At 69.8% G+C, this 16964-nt stretch carries 19 protein-coding genes; 12 read left to right on the forward strand and 7 right to left on the reverse strand.

The window, feature by feature from the left end:
• Window positions 1–121: 121 nt before the first annotated feature.
• A complete protein-coding gene (gene sodX, locus ACIHFB_RS29085) occupies window positions 122–556 on the forward strand; it encodes a nickel-type superoxide dismutase maturation protease (protein WP_365284050.1) in 435 nt (144 codons plus the stop codon).
• Here sodX and ACIHFB_RS29090 read toward each other — a convergent pair.
• A complete protein-coding gene (locus ACIHFB_RS29090) occupies window positions 460–1089 on the reverse strand; it encodes a CGNR zinc finger domain-containing protein (protein WP_365283904.1) in 630 nt (209 codons plus the stop codon). The two genes, sodX and ACIHFB_RS29090, sit on opposite strands and share 97 nt — an antisense overlap.
• Window positions 1090–1244: 155 nt before the next feature.
• Here ACIHFB_RS29090 and ACIHFB_RS29095 point away from each other — a divergent pair, with 155 nt between their 5' ends.
• The 3 genes from ACIHFB_RS29095 to ACIHFB_RS29105 are packed head-to-tail and all read left to right on the forward strand — an operon-like array spanning window position 1245 to window position 2992.
• Window positions 1245–2027, forward strand: coding sequence for a class I SAM-dependent methyltransferase (locus ACIHFB_RS29095; protein WP_400128485.1), 783 nt, complete (start codon window positions 1245–1247; stop codon window positions 2025–2027).
• Window positions 2028–2065: 38 nt separating this feature from the next.
• The gene (locus ACIHFB_RS29100; RefSeq protein ID WP_400128487.1) at window positions 2066–2611 is read left to right on the forward strand and encodes a hypothetical protein; all 546 of its coding nucleotides are present in this window, start codon (window positions 2066–2068) and stop codon (window positions 2609–2611) included.
• 30 nt (window positions 2612–2641) lie between these two features.
• Window positions 2642–2992, forward strand: a complete 351-nt coding sequence (locus ACIHFB_RS29105) for a hypothetical protein (protein WP_400128489.1) — start codon at window positions 2642–2644, stop codon at window positions 2990–2992.
• A gap of 93 nt (window positions 2993–3085) precedes the next feature.
• Here the strand turns inward: ACIHFB_RS29105 and ACIHFB_RS29110 are convergent, their stop codons facing one another.
• Genes ACIHFB_RS29110 through ACIHFB_RS29120 form a run of 3 tightly spaced genes read right to left on the reverse strand, consistent with a single transcriptional unit; the run spans window position 3086 to window position 5806 of the window.
• A complete protein-coding gene (locus ACIHFB_RS29110) occupies window positions 3086–3847 on the reverse strand; it encodes an amino acid ABC transporter ATP-binding protein (RefSeq protein WP_365283896.1) in 762 nt (253 codons plus the stop codon).
• Window positions 3844–4815, reverse strand: a complete 972-nt coding sequence (locus ACIHFB_RS29115) for an amino acid ABC transporter permease (RefSeq protein WP_365283894.1) — start codon at window positions 4813–4815, stop codon at window positions 3844–3846. The genes ACIHFB_RS29110 and ACIHFB_RS29115 overlap by 4 nt, the downstream gene beginning before the upstream one ends.
• Before the next feature lie 31 nt (window positions 4816–4846).
• Window positions 4847–5806: an ABC transporter substrate-binding protein gene (locus ACIHFB_RS29120; RefSeq protein ID WP_365283892.1), complete on the reverse strand. Its 960-nt coding sequence runs from the start codon at window positions 5804–5806 to the stop codon at window positions 4847–4849.
• 560 nt (window positions 5807–6366) lie between these two features.
• Here ACIHFB_RS29120 and ACIHFB_RS29125 point away from each other — a divergent pair.
• The 4 genes from ACIHFB_RS29125 to ACIHFB_RS29140 all read left to right on the forward strand — a co-directional run bounded on the left by ACIHFB_RS29125 (window position 6367) and on the right by ACIHFB_RS29140 (window position 9611).
• Entirely contained in the window at window positions 6367–7590 is a 1224-nt protein-coding gene (locus ACIHFB_RS29125; RefSeq protein WP_365283890.1) for an NADP-dependent malic enzyme, read from the forward strand.
• Window positions 7591–7764: 174 nt separating this feature from the next.
• The gene (locus ACIHFB_RS29130) at window positions 7765–8727 is read left to right on the forward strand and encodes a zinc-binding dehydrogenase (protein ID WP_400128494.1); all 963 of its coding nucleotides are present in this window, start codon (window positions 7765–7767) and stop codon (window positions 8725–8727) included.
• A gap of 108 nt (window positions 8728–8835) precedes the next feature.
• Window positions 8836–9045, forward strand: coding sequence for an HTH domain-containing protein (locus ACIHFB_RS29135; RefSeq protein WP_004925761.1), 210 nt, complete (start codon window positions 8836–8838; stop codon window positions 9043–9045).
• Entirely contained in the window at window positions 9045–9611 is a 567-nt protein-coding gene (locus tag ACIHFB_RS29140) for a Clp protease N-terminal domain-containing protein (RefSeq protein WP_365283886.1), read from the forward strand. Before ACIHFB_RS29135 ends, ACIHFB_RS29140 begins: the two co-directional genes overlap by 1 nt.
• 269 nt (window positions 9612–9880) lie before the next feature.
• Here ACIHFB_RS29140 and ACIHFB_RS29145 read toward each other — a convergent pair whose 3' ends face one another.
• Window positions 9881–10942: a helix-turn-helix transcriptional regulator gene (locus ACIHFB_RS29145; protein WP_365283884.1), complete on the reverse strand. Its 1062-nt coding sequence runs from the start codon at window positions 10940–10942 to the stop codon at window positions 9881–9883.
• Between the two features lies 1 nt (window position 10943).
• A complete protein-coding gene (locus ACIHFB_RS29150; protein ID WP_365283882.1) occupies window positions 10944–11990 on the reverse strand; it encodes a hypothetical protein in 1047 nt (348 codons plus the stop codon).
• A gap of 145 nt (window positions 11991–12135) precedes the next feature.
• Here ACIHFB_RS29150 and ACIHFB_RS29155 point away from each other — a divergent pair, with 145 nt between their 5' ends.
• The gene (locus ACIHFB_RS29155; protein ID WP_400128498.1) at window positions 12136–12969 is read left to right on the forward strand and encodes a hypothetical protein; all 834 of its coding nucleotides are present in this window, start codon (window positions 12136–12138) and stop codon (window positions 12967–12969) included.
• 131 nt (window positions 12970–13100) lie between these two features.
• Here ACIHFB_RS29155 and ACIHFB_RS29160 read toward each other — a convergent pair whose 3' ends face one another.
• The gene (locus ACIHFB_RS29160; RefSeq protein WP_037674049.1) at window positions 13101–13286 is read right to left on the reverse strand and encodes a DUF6104 family protein; all 186 of its coding nucleotides are present in this window, start codon (window positions 13284–13286) and stop codon (window positions 13101–13103) included.
• Between the two features lie 189 nt (window positions 13287–13475).
• On the opposite strand from ACIHFB_RS29160, the gene ACIHFB_RS29165 reads away from it, so the two are divergent.
• The 3 genes from ACIHFB_RS29165 to ACIHFB_RS29175 all read left to right on the forward strand — a co-directional run bounded on the left by ACIHFB_RS29165 (window position 13476) and on the right by ACIHFB_RS29175 (window position 16945).
• Entirely contained in the window at window positions 13476–13835 is a 360-nt protein-coding gene (locus ACIHFB_RS29165) for a CU044_2847 family protein (protein WP_365283878.1), read from the forward strand.
• The gene (locus tag ACIHFB_RS29170; RefSeq protein ID WP_365283876.1) at window positions 13828–15786 is read left to right on the forward strand and encodes a trypsin-like peptidase domain-containing protein; all 1959 of its coding nucleotides are present in this window, start codon (window positions 13828–13830) and stop codon (window positions 15784–15786) included. Before ACIHFB_RS29165 ends, ACIHFB_RS29170 begins: the two co-directional genes overlap by 8 nt.
• 148 nt (window positions 15787–15934) lie before the next feature.
• Entirely contained in the window at window positions 15935–16945 is a 1011-nt protein-coding gene (locus tag ACIHFB_RS29175; protein ID WP_365283874.1) for a MoxR family ATPase, read from the forward strand.
• Window positions 16946–16964 lie beyond the last annotated feature (19 nt).

Raw genomic sequence — 16964 nt, forward strand, 5'->3', positions numbered from 1 at the left:
CTTCTCAGGTGGGACATTACTCCCTGCAAGAGAGGTTTTCGCGAGTGCCCCCATGGGCTTAGGACAAAAGTCCGGGGTCAGACTGAGACTGGTGGAGGATCGGACCGGGGAGGTGCCGGGGATGCCGGAGCTGTCGCAGGAGACCGAGCGCGGGAGGTCGCTCCTGCCTTTTGGGGTGGCCGAGGTGACCGGGCCGTCGATGGTGCCCACGCTGTATCACGGGGATCGGCTCGTGGTGCAGTGGGGAGCCAGGATGCGGCCGGGTGACGTCGTCGTTCTGCGGCATCCGTTCCAGCAGGACCTGCTCGTCGTCAAACGGGCCGCTGAGCGGCGCGAGGGCGGCTGGTGGGTGCTCGGGGACAACACGTACGCCGGAGGGGACAGCACCGACTACGGCGTCGTACCCGAGGAGCTGGTCCTCGGCAGGGTCCGTTTCCGGTACCGGCCGCTCAAGCCCGGTCAGCGCTCGCCGTTCGCGCTGGTGCGCTGGGCGCTGTCCGCCGCCAGGCCCGTCCTCTCCGACCGGTCGGCCTCCAGGCGCTTGCGGGCGCGGTAGGCGGCGACGTTGGCGCGGGTGGCGCAGCGGTCCGAGCAGTAGCGCCGGGAGCGGTTGGTCGAGGTGTCGAGGTAGGCGTTGCGGCACGGTGCCGCCTCGCACAGGCCCAGGCGGTCCACGCCGTACTCGGTGAGGTGGAAGGCGAGACCCATCGCGGCGATGGCCGCGTAGCCGGCGGTCGCGTTCGACGGGTGGTCGGCGAGGTGCATGTGCCACAGCGGGCGGCCGTCGTCGTCCCGGAAGTCGTGGCCTGAGATCTGCGGGCTCACCGGGAACTCCAGCAGCAGGGAGTTGAGCAGGTCCACCGCGAGGGTCTCGTCGCCCTTGTCCGCCGCCTCGAAGACCGAGCGCAGCCGCCCCCGGACCGAACGGAACCGCGTCACATCCGCGTCGGTGGCCCGGCGGGCCGCCGACTGGTTGCCGCCGAACAGATCGCGGACGGCCTCGACCGAGGTCAGTGAGTCCTTGTCCCGGGCCGGCTCCTCGGTGTTGACGAGGCGTACGGCGTAGTCCGAGTAATAGGCCAGTTCCACTTGTAGTCCTTACGAGGGCGTTCTATGGTCGTGGTGCGGTCGGGTAACAGCCGGTCGTGCTTCCAGGGTATTACGGGCTGGGTAATACGGACCGGTCATGGCGTGCCGGATACGGCGTACCGGACAGGACGCGACATGCGCTACGGAGGGGCTCGATGACGGACACCGACACCACCACCACGGCCGGGACGGACTGCCAGGCCTGGCAGGCCTGGCAGCAGAGCTGGGACCGGCAGCAGGAGTGGTACATGCCGGACCGCGAGGAGCGCTTCAGCGTCATGCTCGACATGGTCGAGGCACTCGTCGGCCCCGCTCCGCGCGTCCTCGACCTCGCCTGCGGCACGGGAACCATCACGGCCCGGCTCCTCGCCCGGTTCCCGGACGCCACCAGCACCGGCGTCGACCTCGACCCGGCCCTCCTCGCCATCGCCCGGGGCACCTTCGCGGGCGACGACCGGGTCTCCTTCGTCACCGCAGACCTCAAGGACCCCGACTGGCCGGCGAAGCTGCCGCATCGGTCGTACGACGCCGTCCTGACCGCCACTGCCCTGCACTGGCTGCACAGCGAACCCCTCGCGGCCCTCTACGGTCAGGTCGCGGGTCTCGTCCGCGACGGCGGTGTCTTCATGAACGCCGACCACATGATCGACGACACGACGCCCCGGATCAACGAGGCCGAGCGCGCCCTGCGCCACGCCCGTATGGATCAGGCCAAGCGGGACGGCGCCCTCGACTGGGCCGAGTGGTGGCAGCTCGCCGCCGAGGACCCGGTCCTCGCCGAGCCCACCGCCCGCCGCTTCGAGATCTACGGTGAGCACGCCGACGGCGACATGCCGTCCACGGCGTGGCACGCGCGCGTGCTCCGCGAGAAGGGGTTCGGGGAGGCACGGCCGGTGTGGTGCTCACCGTCGGACACGCTGTTGCTGGCGCTGAAGTAGGCCTCGCAAGGACCGTATTGAAGCGGTCCGGAAACTTCGTGCGGCTTCGTCTGGATTTCCTGTCCCTGATGGCAAGTCAAGAATTCTTGCAGAAAGAAGGATCTTGTGTTGGTGAATCTCCTGTGATCGGATGGGGGCTCCAGGCCGCTCAACGGGCCTGGAGAGGGGAAGGGTTGAAAATGAAGTTTCGACCTCTGTCCGCAGTCGCCACGCTGACCATCGTGGGGGCCGGGACATTGATGACGGGGGCCCCTGCGCAAGCGGCCAGCCACAAGACGTGTGCGGTCGACCAGGGTTCCGTCTATGACATCTGTTTCGACGCCGACGGGGACAAGTTCATCGTCAACGACCTCCGTAGCGACGGCATGCGCGCCGTCGTGAAGTGGAAGGCGATGGACGGTTCGGGCCGCGTCGGCCAGTGCGCGGACACCGACGGCGCCTTCAACAGCCCGAAGGTGTGCAACTACGATTTCAACGAAGGGCCGCAGAACTACGTCATCTTCCAGGGCTTCGTGCAGAACGGTCCCCGGGGTGAGCCGACTTTCCTTTCCATGGCTTACAACGGATACATCAGCCCGAGGTGACCGGCGGTTCCGAAATAACAGGGGGAACGCTTGAAGCGAAGCAAATCCATTCTCGTCGGCGCCGCGTCCATACTGGCTTTCAGTGGACTCCCGGTATTCGTGGTCGCCGCGCACGCCGACCCAAGCTGTGTTGTCAGCGCCACCGGCTCGACGAGTGGCAAGTCCTACACGGTGAAGGTCACCAGTAACCCGTGCGGCCGCAAGGCCCGTGCGTACCTGGGCTGCATCAACCCGGGGACGTTCTATCGGACGAACAAGTACGGGGCGACCGTCTCGGGGACCGGCACGAGCAAGGCGACCTGCCACCCCGATGACAAGATCGAGAAGCGCGGTCACCAGGTGTACGTGCCCGGCCAGGGGTGGACGACCTACCTTCACTGACCGGACGCCACCAGGACGCGAAAACGCCGGTACGGCAAGGGCATCCGCCCCGCCGTACCGGCGTTCTCCATGTACAGCCCGGTCCTGCCGTGCTTACAGCACCTTCGACAGGAACGCCTGCGTCCGCTCGTGCTGCGGGTTGGTCAGAACCTCGCGCGGGTTGCCGGACTCGACGACCACGCCGCCGTCCATGAAGACCAGGCTGTCGCCGACCTCGCGGGCGAAGCCCATTTCATGCGTGACGACGACCATCGTCATGCCGGACTCGGCCAGGTCGCGCATGACGTCGAGGACGTCGCCGACCAGCTCCGGGTCGAGGGCCGAGGTCGGCTCGTCGAACAGCATCAGCTTCGGGTCCATCGCGAGGGCGCGGGCGATGGCGACGCGCTGCTGCTGGCCGCCGGAGAGCTGCGAGGGGTAGCCCTTGGCCTTGTCCGCCAGGCCGACACGCTCCAGCAGCTCGCCCGCACGCTCCCGCGCCTCGGCCTTGCTGGCGCCCTTGACCTGGACCGGGGCCTCCATGACGTTCTCCAGCGCCGTCATGTGCGGGAACAGGTTGAACCGCTGGAACACCATGCCGATGTCCCGCCGCTTCAGCGCGACCTCGCTGTCCTTCAGCTCGTACAGCTTGTCGCCCTTCTGGCGGTAGCCGACCAGCTCACCGTCGACGTACAGGCGGCCGGCGTTGATCTTCTCCAGGTGGTTGATGCAGCGGAGGAAGGTCGACTTGCCGGAGCCGGAGGGGCCGATGAGGCAGAAGACCTCGCCGGACTGCACTTCCAGGTTGATGCCCTTGAGGACCTCGACCGGGCCGAAGGACTTGTGGACGCCCTCGGACTTCACCATGGCGGTCATGCTGCCTTGCCCCTCTCGCTGCCCAGCCCGAGCATGTTCGCCTTGATCTTCTGCCAGGGAGTGGCCGGCAGGCTGCGGGTCGAGCCGCGGGCGTAGCGGCGCTCCAGGTAGTACTGGAAGACGCTGAAGACGCTGGTCATGACCAGGTACCAGATGCACGCGACGAAGAGCATCTCCATCACGGCGTACGACGTGGAGCCGATCGTCGAGGTGGCACGCAGCAGTTCGTTGTACGTCACCGCGTACACCAGCGACGAGGTCTTCAGCATGTTGATGAACTCGTTGCCGGTGGGCGGCACGATCACCCGCATCGCCTGCGGGATCACGACGCGGCGCAGCGTCTTCGCGTGGCTCATGCCGAGCGCGTGCGAGGCCTCGGTCTGGCCCTCGTCGACGGCCAGCAGACCGGCGCGGCAGATCTCGGCCATGTACGCCGCCTCGTTCAGGCCCAGGCCCAGCAGGGCCGCCATGAACGGGGTCATGACGTCGACCATCTCGTCCTTGTAGATCGGACCGAGATTCAGCACGGGGAAGATCAGCGCCAGGTTGAACCACAGGAGCAGCTGGACATAGACCGGCGTGCCGCGGAAGAACCAGATGTACACCCAGGCGACCCAGCTCGTGACCGGGTTCTTGGAGAGCCGCATCACGGCCAGCACGATGCCCAGGACCACACCCATGATCATCGCGAGAACGCTGATCAGCAGAGTGCGGCCGGCGCCGGCGAGAACGGTGGAGTCGAAGACATAGTCCCCGACCGCGTTCCACTGGATCTTGTCGGCGGTGGCGAAGGCGTTGACCAGCAGGGCCACCAGAGCCAGGACCACGACACCGCTGACCCAACGGCCGTAGTGCCGTACCGGAATGGCCTTGATCGCCTCGGGAGGGAGTGCCCCGCCGTCCTTGGAGACCGTGGTGGCGGCCGACGGGTCCCCGTCGGCCGGCACCTTGTCGAACTTGTCAGTCACAGTGACTGCCCTTCAGTGATACGCGGGACGGTCACTTGCCGCCGTTGATCGCGGCCTTGTCGATGGCGCCGCTCTCGGCGCCCCACTTCTCGAGGATCGTCTTGTACGTGCCGTCCTCGATGATCGCGTTCACGGCCTCTTCGAGAGCCGCGGTGAGGTCCTTGTTGTCCTTGTTCACGGCGATACCGAAGGGCCCCGCGTCGACCTGCTCGCCGACCACCTCGAAGGCGTTGCCGCCATCGGCCTTGCGGGCCAGATCGACGGCCACCGGGTAGTCGTTGACGCCCGCGACGGCGCCGCCGGACTTCACACGGGTCTGGGCCTCGGTGTCGTTCTCGAACGCCTCGATGGTGATCTTCTTGTCGCCGGCGTCCGTGCACTTCGCGGACTGGTCCTTGAGGGCCTGCTCGTACGTCGTGCCGCGCTGCACGGCGGCTGTCTGCCCGCAGAGATCCTCGATCGAGTTGATCTTCTTCGGGTTGCCCTTCTGGACGTAGACAGCGGTGCCGGCCGTGAAGTAGTCGACGAAGTCGACGCCCGGGCCGAGCTTCTTGCCCTTGTCGTCCAGGCCCTCCTGGCGTGCCTTGGTGTCCGTGATCGAGGACATGGCGACGTCATAACGGCCGGAGTTCAGGGAGGTGATCAGGCCGTCGAAGGAGCCCGAGGTGAACTTGAACTCGACGCCCAACTGCTTGCCCAGCGCGGCGGCGATGTCGGGGTCCACACCGACGATCTTGCCGCCCTCCTGGTACTCCATGGGCGCGTACTCGGCGTTCGTGCCGACCTCGATGACGCCCTTGTCCTGGATCGTCTTGGGCAGCTTGGAGAACAGCGGGGCACTGTTGGCCTTGCCGGTCTCCTCCGAGCTGCTGCCACCGCTGTCGGTCTGGTCACCGCAGCCGGTGAGAATCAGTGCGCCTGCGACCGCGATCGAGCCGACCGCGGCCAGGCGGCGCGTGGCGGTCGTACGACGGGTGGAGCTTGCGGTCATGGTGGGTTCCTCCGGCGGATGGGTGGAGTTGCCGATGGGGCGGGCGGCTGCCGATGGGTTCGGTAGGCGCCTTGCGTCTTGGGTCGACGAGGACACAGGGATCGACGGGAGCACTCGCCTTCGAGTGTCGCGACCTCGTGTGATTACGGCATCTTGCCATTCGGACTACGGCATTCAGGGCGCCCCTCATGTCAAAATCGGATAACGGGTGACCCCCGAACCGCCTCAGGTCGGTACATCGTGGCCGGACCTTCTGCGGGAATCCTTCCTTCCGGCCGGAAGATCTTCGGTGTCAAGCGGTCCTCCAGGACTTGTCCCGACATTGAGCTATGAGTCATGTCACCCACGTGTGACCTTCGCGTTATGGACTCGTCGTCAGCACCGTCCGTCCGGTAAGAAGGTTCTTTACACCCCTCATCCGGGGCTCAGGGCGCGTGTGCGGCGCGCCCGTCGCGTAAGTGCCCGTACGCATCACCGACAAGGGTCTTACGCGGTGCCCGCCCGCTCCTCAACCAGGAGTGGCCACCCTCAAACCATGAAGACCTAAGGGGTAAAGCAAAGTGGCAGCGGAGATCGTCAATCCTCGCAGCGACAGCAAGACGGAGCAGGACGGCGGGGCGGAGCCCCTCGATTCCTTCGATCCGGCGTTCGCGCTGCACCGCGGCGGCAAGATGGCTGTGCAAGCCACCGTGCCGGTCCGTGACAAGGACGACCTGTCCCTGGCGTACACGCCCGGCGTCGCCCGCGTGTGCACCGCCATCGCCGAGCAGCCCGAGCTGGTCCACGACTACACGTGGAAGTCCTCCGTGGTCGCGGTCGTGACCGACGGTACGGCTGTGCTCGGACTCGGTGACATCGGGCCTGAGGCCTCGCTTCCCGTGATGGAGGGGAAGGCGATCCTGTTCAAGCAGTTCGGAGGCGTGGACGCGGTCCCGATCGCGCTGGACTGCACGGGCGTCGACGAGATCATCGAGACCGTGGTGCGGCTCGCGCCGTCCTTCGGCGGTGTGAACCTGGAGGACATCTCGGCACCGCGGTGCTTCGAGATCGAGCGGAAGCTCCAGGAGCGACTGGACATCCCGGTCTTCCACGACGACCAGCACGGTACGGCGGTCGTGACGCTGGCGGCCCTGCGGAACGCGGCGCGACTGACCGGGAAGGGCCTCGGTGAGCTGCGCGCCGTCATCTCCGGCGCGGGGGCGGCCGGTGTCGCCATCGCCAAGATGCTCGTCGAGGCGGGGATCGGGGATGTGGCGGTCGCGGACCGCAAGGGCGTGGTCTCGGCCGAGCGGGACGATCTGACGCCGGTCAAGCAGGAGCTCGCCGGGTTCACGAACAAGGCCGGCATCACCGGGTCGCTGGAGGCGGCGCTGGAAGGCGCCGACGTCTTCATCGGGGTCTCCGGCGGTACGGTGCCGGAGGCGGCGGTCGCTTCCATGGCCGACGGTGCGTTCGTGTTCGCCATGGCCAACCCGAACCCCGAGGTGCACCCCGATGTGGCGCACAAGTACGCGGCGGTCGTCGCGACGGGGCGGTCGGACTTCCCGAACCAGATCAACAACGTGCTGGCGTTCCCGGGGATCTTCGCGGGGGCGCTCCAGGTGAGGGCCTCCCGGATCACGGAGGGCATGAAGCTGGCCGCCGCCGAGGCGCTCGCGGCGGTGGTGGGGGACGACCTCGCCGCCGACTACGTGATCCCGTCGCCGTTCGACGAGCGGGTTGCTCCCGCGGTGACCGCGGCCGTGGCTGCGGCCGCCCGGGCCGAAGGCGTCGCCCGGCGCTGATCTGCACGATGTGCGCGTGAATGGCCCCGTCCGGTGGGACGGGGCCATTTCTTTGCCCGGTCGTGGGGCCGTTCGGGTGGTCGGCGGGGTGCTTGCGAGCCGGTTCGTGCAAGAGGGCAAGTGTCACAGGGCCCTGTTGTTCCGTACGCCCCGTGTGACCCCTATCGTCGAGCCATGTTCGCCGCCTACGCTGCCCGAATCGACCGTGACCAGCCGCTCTCCGGCCTGGAGTTGGGGGAGCGTCCGGCTCCCGAGGCCCGTGCCGGATGGAGTGTCGTCAACGTCAGAGCCGCCTCCCTCAACCATCACGACCTGTGGTCCCTGCGTGGCGTGGGCCTCCCGGAGGACCGGTTGCCGATGATCCTCGGATGTGACGCCGCGGGCGTCGACGAGGACGGCAACGAGGTCGTGCTGCACTCCGTCATCGGGCAGACCGGGTACGGGGTCGGCCCCAAGGAGCCGCGCTCCATTCTCACCGAGCGGTATCAGGGCACCTTCGCCGAGCAGGTCGCCGTGCCGACGTGGAACGTCCTGCCCAAGCCCAAGGAGCTCTCCTTCGAGGAGGCCGCCTGTCTGCCCACGGCCTGGCTGACCGCGTATCGGATGCTGTTCACCAATGCCGGCGTGCGGCCGGGGGACTCCGTGCTCGTGCAGGGCGCCGGTGGCGGTGTCGCGACGGCCGCGATCGTGCTGGGCAAGGCGGCGGGGCTGCGGGTGTTCGCCACCAGCCGGGACGAGACCAAGCGGAAGCGCGCCGTGCAGCTCGGGGCGGTGGAGGCCGTGGAGTCGGGGGCGCGGCTGCCGCAGCGGGTCGATGCCGTGATCGAGACCGTGGGTGCCGCCACGTGGTCGCACTCGGTGAAGTCCCTGAAGCCGGGCGGCACGATCGTCATCTCCGGTGCCACGAGCGGTGACCGCCCCTCGCATGCCGAGCTGACGCGGATCTTCTTCCTGGAGCTGAAGGTCGTCGGTTCGACCATGGGTACCAAGGACGAGCTCGAGGATCTGCTCTCCTTCTGTGCTGCCACTGGTGTGCGGCCTGTGATCGACGAGGTGCTTCCCATGGACCGGGCACGTGAGGGCTTCGAGCGGATGGAGTCGGGCGAGCAGTTCGGGAAGATCGTGCTCACCAACTGACGGTTCTCCTTCCGGTACTTGCGGCGGGTTCGGGGCTCTGCCCCGGGCCCGCCGTTCGCTTGTCAACCGAGGTTGACATCCCTGCCCATGTCAACGTAAGTTGACATCATGACCGAAGCAACGGATCTCGCCGAGCGTGCGGGTGACCGCGATCCCCGGGTCGGGCTGCGGGCCGTCGCCGCGCTGCGCCGGCTGCTGGAGCAGCTGGAGGCGGTGCAGGTGCGCAACGCGCGCAATCAGGGCTGGTCGTGGCAGGAGATCGCCGCGGAACTCGGTGTGAGCAGACAGGCCGTGCACAAGAAGTACGGGAGGCATTGATGTTCGAGCGATTCACCAAGGACGCCCGTGAGGTCGTGCAGGATGCGGTCGGACAGGCCGAGCGGGCGGGGGCTTCGTCCGTCGAGACCGAGCACATGCTCCTCGCGCTCCTCGATCGCGAGGGCAGCCGCGCTTCCTTTGCGCTGACCTCGCTCCTCGGCAACGGCGAGCACGGCAAGGAGTCGGTGCGCGACGCCCTGGTCGAGGCGCGGCGCCGGGCCGGGCTGTCCCAGGCCGACACCGAGGCGCTCGCGGGGCTGGGGATCGACGTCTCGGAGATCGTCGCCCGGGTGGAGGAGGTGCACGGTGTCGGGGCGATGTCCGGTGCCCGGAAGGGCAGGGCGCGGTCCGGGCATCGTCCCTTCGCCCGAGGTGCCAAGGACACGCTCACGGAGGCCCTGCGGGTCGCCGTCGGGCACCGTGATCGGCACATCGGCGACGAGCACATCCTGCTCGCCCTGACCGCCCGGGCCGGCGTGCCCGGCGAGGTTCTCGCCGATCACGGGGTGACGTACGAGGCGCTGACGCGCGTGCTGTACGGCGGGGGTGAGGCAAAGGCTGGTTGAACGAGTGCTCATGGCCGCGCGCCGGCCGCCCGGGCCGCGGTCCGTTCGGCGGGAGGAGCCGTAGCGGCCGCTGAGCCCTCCGGGGGAGTACCGCGCTCCGGGGAAGTGCAGCGCTCCGGGGAAGTGACGCACCCGCCGTCGATCGGGTGCGGCACTGTCGTGGCCGGTCGTGCCCACGCGGCGGAGCCACCCATGACACACCCCGCGCCCCGTCAGGGCGCTGCCGGCTGCGCCTGACCGGTCGCCGCACTGCCCGTGCGAGGGCGCGGTCACCCCTTAGGCGTCCGCAGCAGTGCCCCGATGTGTGCCGCCGCCGTCGACAAGTGGCGGCGGGCGTCACGGAGTTGGTCGGCGGTGACGCCGTGGTCACGGGCCGCGTCGCGGATGTCGTCACGGAAGCGGTCCAGCAGCCGGTCGAGGTCACGGACCGGGTCGCCGGTGGGGGACTCGTGGGCCCATGACGGTTCGAAGTCGGCCGGGAAGTCCTCCGGAGTGGAGGAGTACTCCGGCTCCGCGGGAGCGGACTTGGCGGTGCCGGCCCGGCCGAAACCGAAGTCCTTGCCGAACTCCTTGCCGTAGTCCTTCCCGAACTCGCCGAACTCCTTGGCCAGTTCCGTCAGACCCTCGCGCACGCCCGTCGGCCAGTCGCCCCGTGTGAAGTGGTCCTGCACCTGCTCCTGGACGCGTCGGGCGATGCGCTGCACCTCTTCCTGCGCCTGTGCCCGGGCCCGGTCCTGAGCCTCCTTGGCCTGGCGCCGGGCCCGCTGGGCCTCCTCGCGGGCCCGGCGGCTCTCGTCCTTGGCGCGCCTGGCCTGCTCCTTCCACTCCTGCTTGACGCGACGCATCTCCTCCTTGGCGGTGCGCCACGCCTCGTTGTCGGCGTAGTCCGCGAAGTCGCCGAGCGGGCCGCCCTGTTCGGTGCGGGCCTGGCCGCCGTTGCCCTGGCGTGCCTCGCTCGCGGCGGCCCGCATCTCGCGCCGCAGGTCGCCCGCCGCGCCGCGCACATCGGCCTGGATCTCGGCGGCGAGTTCCGCCACGGACTCCCGGATCTCCAGCTCCAGGTCGGCCAGTTCACCGCTGCGGTCGGCCAGTTCGGCGCGGCCCGCGTCCGTGATGGCGTACACCTTGCGGCCGCCCTCGGTCGTGTGGGTGACCAGGCCCTCGGCCTCCAGCTTGGCCAGGCGTGGGTAGACGGTGCCCGCCGAGGGGGCGTACAGGCCCTGGAAGCGGTCTTCGAGGAGCCGGATCACCTCGTAGCCGTGGCGCGGGGATTCGTCCAGCAGCTTCAGCAGGTAGAGGCGGAGGCGGCCGTGGGCGAAGACGGGAGGCATGTCAGAGCACCTTCTTGTCGGTCGTGCCGTCGGCCGGGGCGCTGGTGGCGCCATCGCCCGGACCGGAAACGGAATTGTCCCCCGAGTCGTCCTGTGATTCGTCCACCGAGTCCGCCTGTGGTCCGTCCACCGAGTCGCCCTCTGCGCCGTTCGCCAGGGCGGCGTCCTTGGGATCGTGGCCGTCCGCCCGTTCGGCCGGTGCGCCCGCGGTGGCCTCCCACGGCTCCTCGTCCTCCTCGTCCTCCTTGGGAGGGCGGCTCAGCAGGGCGATCGAGCCGGAGACGGTGGTCGCGCGCAGTTTGCCGTTGCCCGGGCCGAGGCGGCCGGTCATCTTGTGGGCGCCCCACTGGCCGTGGACCCGGAGTCCTTCGAAGGCGTTGGAGATGGTTCCGCTCGCGGTGTTCGCCTCGACCTCCGCGTCCGCCGGCTGTGGCAGCCGGATGGCGATTTCGCCGGAGACGCTGGTCAGCCGTACGTCGGTGGGCCCGTCCGGGTCGAGGTCGATGATCATGGAGCCGCTGACCGAGTCGGCCCGCACCGAGGAGCCCGAGCCCTCGACGACGGTGAGATCGCCGGAGACCGAGTTGAACCGCAGGTCGCCGGTGACGGACTGGGCCTCCAGATTCCCGGACACCGTGTCCGCGCGGACCGGGCCGGAGAGCCGGACGAGAGTCGTGTCGCCGACGACGCCCTTGACTACCGAGGGGCCGTCGATCCCGGAGACGACCGCGCCCGCGCCGACCACGCCCACCTCCACGCGCGTGGAGGCAGGAACGGCCAGGGAGACCACGGCACTGCGGCGCCAGCCCTTGCGGTCCAGCCACTTGAGGAAGCCCTTCCAGGGCAGGTCGTCGTAAGCCACGGTCAGCGTGCCGCCCTCCTGGGTGACCAACAGGGGCGGTCCCTCGATCTCGGAGACCTCCAGGCGGGCGGAACCTTCGTCCGTCCCCACGACGTTCACCGTTCCGTTGACGATGCGCACATGGAGCTCGCTCACCGGCTCGTCGAAGGTGAGCTTCCTGGGCTCTGCGACGGACCACTCGGACATGGTGCAGACCTCCGTGTGACAACGCGCCATATCGCGTCTCGTGTCATTCACGATATATCGCGCACACGGAAAGTCAAGACACTCGTTCTGGGGACATCTGCACCCTAAAAATGACCAAAGGGGTAAATCGACCTAGCGTGTGTTCATGCCGCCGGAAACCTCCCGAGCCGCTCCCGCCCCGGGCGCCCTGCTCCTCTGCCGGGCCGAGCCCGAGTCCGTCGCCCCCGCCGCCCAGCTGCTGCGCGAGCCCATGCTGCTCTCACCGGCCGGCGAGGAGTGGAGCGTTCTGGTCCCCGAGGGCACGCCGTGGCTGCGGGGCGGCGAACCCGTCGACCGCGTCCTCACCGGCTGGGCCACCGCGCTCGCCGTCGGCGCCCCCTGGCCGGTCCTCGCCCTGTGGTGGGACGTCGACCACAGCGGCTGCACGCTCGCGTCCGGCTTTCGCCGGCCCGTCGGCTATGACTGGCTGGCCAATGGCACCCCGGCCGGTGAGGACGAGGCGATGCATACCTTCGCCGCCCGGCTGGGGCTCGACCCGGTGCTGGACGTACAGGCCCTCGAAGCGCTGACGAAACCGGACCCCGTCGCCGACGCACGGGCACGCGTGCGTGGCCTGCTCGCGGTCCTCACGCGCGCGGGAGTGGCCCTTCCCGCCGGCCTGGTCCCCGGCGAACCCGCCGACCGTCTGCGCGAGGCGGTCCGCGCCCACCCGGAGACCCGGCACGTCGAGTGGCCCGGCCGGCGTGAAGCGGTCCGTGCGGGACTCGTCGCCGTCGACCGCGGCCGGCTCAGGCCCTGGCTGCCCCTGTCCGGCGACCCCAGAGCCCGTGCCCTCGCCCTCGCTCAAGTGGCCGTGGGTTTCCCGCTCGCGGCCTGGGGCGTACGGCGGCGCAGCGGCGGCTGGATCACGGCGGGGGCGCTGCTGATCACGCACGGCGCGCTCGGGCTGACGTACGACCTGATCCGCCCGCGGGACTGACCGCCCAGGCCAGGGCGCGACCTGCTCGGCGTCGGCGTCGGCCGCGCAGCGCGCCTCGCCGTCCCCGCAGGGGGGCGCGACGGTGCCGCCGGTATCCGCAGCCCGCGCTCGCGGCCCCGCCCCCCGGACGCCTACTCCTCGTCGTCGTCCTCGTCGTCCAGCCGCGCCAGCCACGTCGCCAGCCGCTCCACCGGCACCTCGAAGTCCGGGTTCAGATCGACGAACGTCCGCAGCTGCTCGGCGAGCCACTCGAAGGTGACCTCCTCCTCGCCGCGCCGCTTCTCCAGTTCTTCGATGCCTCGGTCGGTGAAGTACAACTCTTGCTCCTGATGCACACGGGACCAGCCCTACGGCCTACTCACTCAGGGTAGGCCGTACGCGCGCGTGTCCGGTTTCGCATGCTGTGCGGGGTCGCGTGCAACCGACCGGGCCATTAGCATCGTCGCAGTTCAAGTGGGGCCCGGTCGGGGGCAGTTGGACGGGGCCGAGCGCGACGGGGGAGCGGCATGAGTCATATCCAGGAGATCGAACTGCCGGGCGGGACGATCGTCACCGCCCGGATCGGCAGCGACGACGAGTACGGCGACCAGGAGGACGTGGGCTTCACCGAGGCCGCCCTGGCCAAGGTCGAACAGCTCCGGGAACTGATCACCGCAGTCGGCGGCACCGTCCTCGACGCCGCCCGCGCGGCGCAGCCCAGCGAGGCCGCCATCACCTTCGGTGTGGAGCTGACGGCCAAGGAGGGCCTGGCCGTCGCCGTGCTCGCACGCGGCGAGGCCAAGGCGTCCGTGCAGGTCACGCTCACCTGGCAGCTCGACCGGCAGCCCGGCACCAACGCCGCCGTACCCCCGTCCGGCGATGAGTGAGCGCAGCGAGCGCCTCGAAGAGCTGGCGAGAGCCGCCACCGTCCATCTGCTGCCCGCCCAGGGAGCCGACGGTCCGCCGTGGGGCAGCGGGTTCTTCGTCGCGCCCGGCTGGGTGCTGACGGCCGCGCATGTGCTGCGCCCGCACCTCAAGGCCGACCGCGGCAAGGGGTTCCGGGTGCGCGGTGTGGGCATCGACGCCGAGGCCCGACTGGAGCAGTGGCTGCTCGCCGACCCCGCGAAGAAGGACGTACCGGTGGAGCAGGACCTGGCCCTGGTACGGCTGACCGGGGACCCCGAGGGCCACCAGCACGAGTGCGTGTGGCTGGCCGACCGCGCCGTACGGCATTCCGGCGCCGTCAAGATCTACGGCTACTACCCGGAGCCGCCGCTCCTCCACGCGCGCGTGGTGGATGCCGAGATCAACGGCAAGGAGGACGAGTACGGGCTGATCATCAGGCCGGACGTCGAATTCCCGAGCGGAGTCTCGGGCGGTCCGCTGCTCGACCCGGACACCGGAGCCGTCGTCGGACTGGTCAAGTCGCGCCGGAAGCTGACGGACGGCGGCAAGGCGGTGGCGATCTGCGCGCTGCGCCGGTTCGGGGAGACGTACCGCACGGTGATGGCGGCCCACGACCGGTGGCACGGCACCGAGCCGGAATCCGAGAGCGGGGACAACTGGATCGAGTTGCAGGACCGCCCGCCCGTCGAGGACGCCGAGCGCTGGTCGCCCGCCGACCGGCGCGAGGCGCTGGACCTGCTGGCCGAGCTGCCCGCCCCGCCCGACGCGTTCACCGTCGAAGTCCTGGCGAGTCATGCCCTCAGCGGCAGCAAATGGCCGGGCGAGACCCCCGAGCTGCTGACCTGGCGCGACGGTCACGGGCTGCTCTACGAAGGGCCGACTCCGCGCGACTCGCTCACCTTCCTGCGCTACCTCAGACACGTCGAGGCCTACATAGGCTCCCGGGGCGGCGAGTGCGCCGCGCTCGGCGAATGGACGAGGAAGCGACTGCGCAAGGACCGGCGCCGCGCCTGGCACGCCCTCGTCGAGGACGTCCGCCTCCCCGAGGCCCTGCGGCCCGCCCCCGCCGACGGGCCGGAACGCGTCGTGATCCGCTACCCGGGCCCCGGAGAGGGCACGACGGTGGCCGTTCTCCTCGACCCGGTCATCGGCCCCCCGCCGGCCCGCTTCTTCTGGCAGATCTGGTGCGACGACGGTGCCGGCGCACCCGAGCTGTACGACGAGGACAGGTCGGTGCACGGGCATCTGCCCGGCGGGCTCGTCCAGGCACTGCGGGAACCACTGAGCCGGCTGCTGCGCGCGAAGGACCGGGCGGACCGGCCCGTACCGCTCGAAGTCGCCCTGCCCGCCGAGTACTTCGACACCGAGGTGCACCGCTGGCGGTTCGACGACATCGCCGCACTGAACGACACCGGACACCTCGGCGCACGCCGCCGGGTCGTCCTGCGCTCCCTCGCGCGCCGCGGAGAACCGGACAACCTGTGGTCGGAGCGCTGGCAGACGATGGCCGCCCAACGGCGCCTCGGCGGCTGGCGCACCCCGGAACGGGGCGTCGTACCGAGCCCGCTGCGCTACCGCAAGGCCGCCTGCGACCGCATCCCCGTCATGTGCCGCCCGGCCGGGCGGGGCCCCGGGCGTACGGCTATGAAACTCGCCCTGGAGACCGGCCACGGCGTCGCCCTCTGGCTCATCGACGGACACACCGGCCCGGCCTGCACCGAGGCCTGCGAAACCCTCCACGCCAAGGCCGAGGAACTGCTCGGCAGCCTCGACGGCCTCGCCGAACTCCCGGACCGGCTCCGGCACTTGCGGCAGGACATCAGCGAACAGCGCCCCGACCGCCGCTGGGCGGAGCCGCTGGCCATCCTGTACGACGACCCGCGGCGCCCGCTGCCCGGCGAGGAGACCGAACCCCTGGACGCGCCGTTGTGAACATCCGGAGGAACATCCACGACAGTCGGCCGAAAACAACGGTGTGGAATGCCCTGCCTGGGTACATTTCCAGGGGCCCGTTGCGGGCGCTCACCGCCCCCGTCGGCCAGGACGTGGATGACCACCGACCGTCGACGAGGAGCCCAGCATGAGCGAGTGGTTCATCTACCGGGGCACCGGTGGTCCGGATCCGGACAGGATCGGGCAGCTGCCCGCTCCGCCGCCCTGGCGGGCCTTCGACGCCCCGGCCGTGGGGTACGACGTCCCCGACCTCGACGCCTCGACCCACCGCAGGCTCGGCGCGCGCACCGTCCCGCTGCCCATCCAGGACGCCGACACCCTCGAACTCATCAACGCGGCCCTGTACTTGAGGCGCCCCCTCCTCGTCACCGGCGAGCCGGGCGTCGGCAAGTCGACGCTCGCGCACTCCGTCGCCCACGAACTCGCGCTGGGCCGGGTCCTGGACTGGCCGATCGTCAGCCGCAGCGAACTCAAGGACGGCCTCTACACGTACGACGCCATCGCCCGTCTCCAGGACGCCCAGCTGGACCGTACGAACGACGCGGGCGAACCGGTCTCCGAGGACATCGGCCGCTACATCAAACTCGGCCCGCTCGGCACCGCGCTGCTCGCCGCCGACCGGCCCCGGGTGCTGCTCATCGACGAGCTGGACAAGAGCGACATCGACCTGCCCAACGACCTGCTGAACGTCCTCGAGGAAGGGCAGTTCCCCATCCCCGAGCTGGAGCGGATCGCCGACCGCACCCCCGTGGTGCGGGTGCTCACCGACGACGGGCGGCGGGTGGAGGTGACGGGCGGCCGGGTCCGCTGCCTGGCCTTCCCGTTCGTCGTCATGACCAGCAACCGCGAGCGGGAGTTCCCGGCCCCGCTGCTGCGCCGCTGCATCCCGCTGGACCTGAAGGCGCCGCGCGACGAGCGGCTCGCCGCCCTCGTCCAGGCCCACTTCGGCGCGGACGCCTACGAGGCCAACCACGACATCGTCGGCCAGTTCACCGACGCCGAGGCGGACGGCGCCCTGCGCCCGACCGACCAGCTCCTCAACGCGATCTTCCTCGCCCAGCACGCCGCCCGCGACGCGGCCCGCCGGGAGGAGATCTCCGAGCTGCTCATGCAGCCCCTGGACCGCGGGCCCCGGTAGCCGATGTCCGCGCCCGGCA

Origin of the sequence: Streptomyces sp. NPDC051963 (assembly GCF_044593495.1) — a bacterium.
GTDB lineage: Bacteria > Actinomycetota > Actinomycetes > Streptomycetales > Streptomycetaceae > Streptomyces.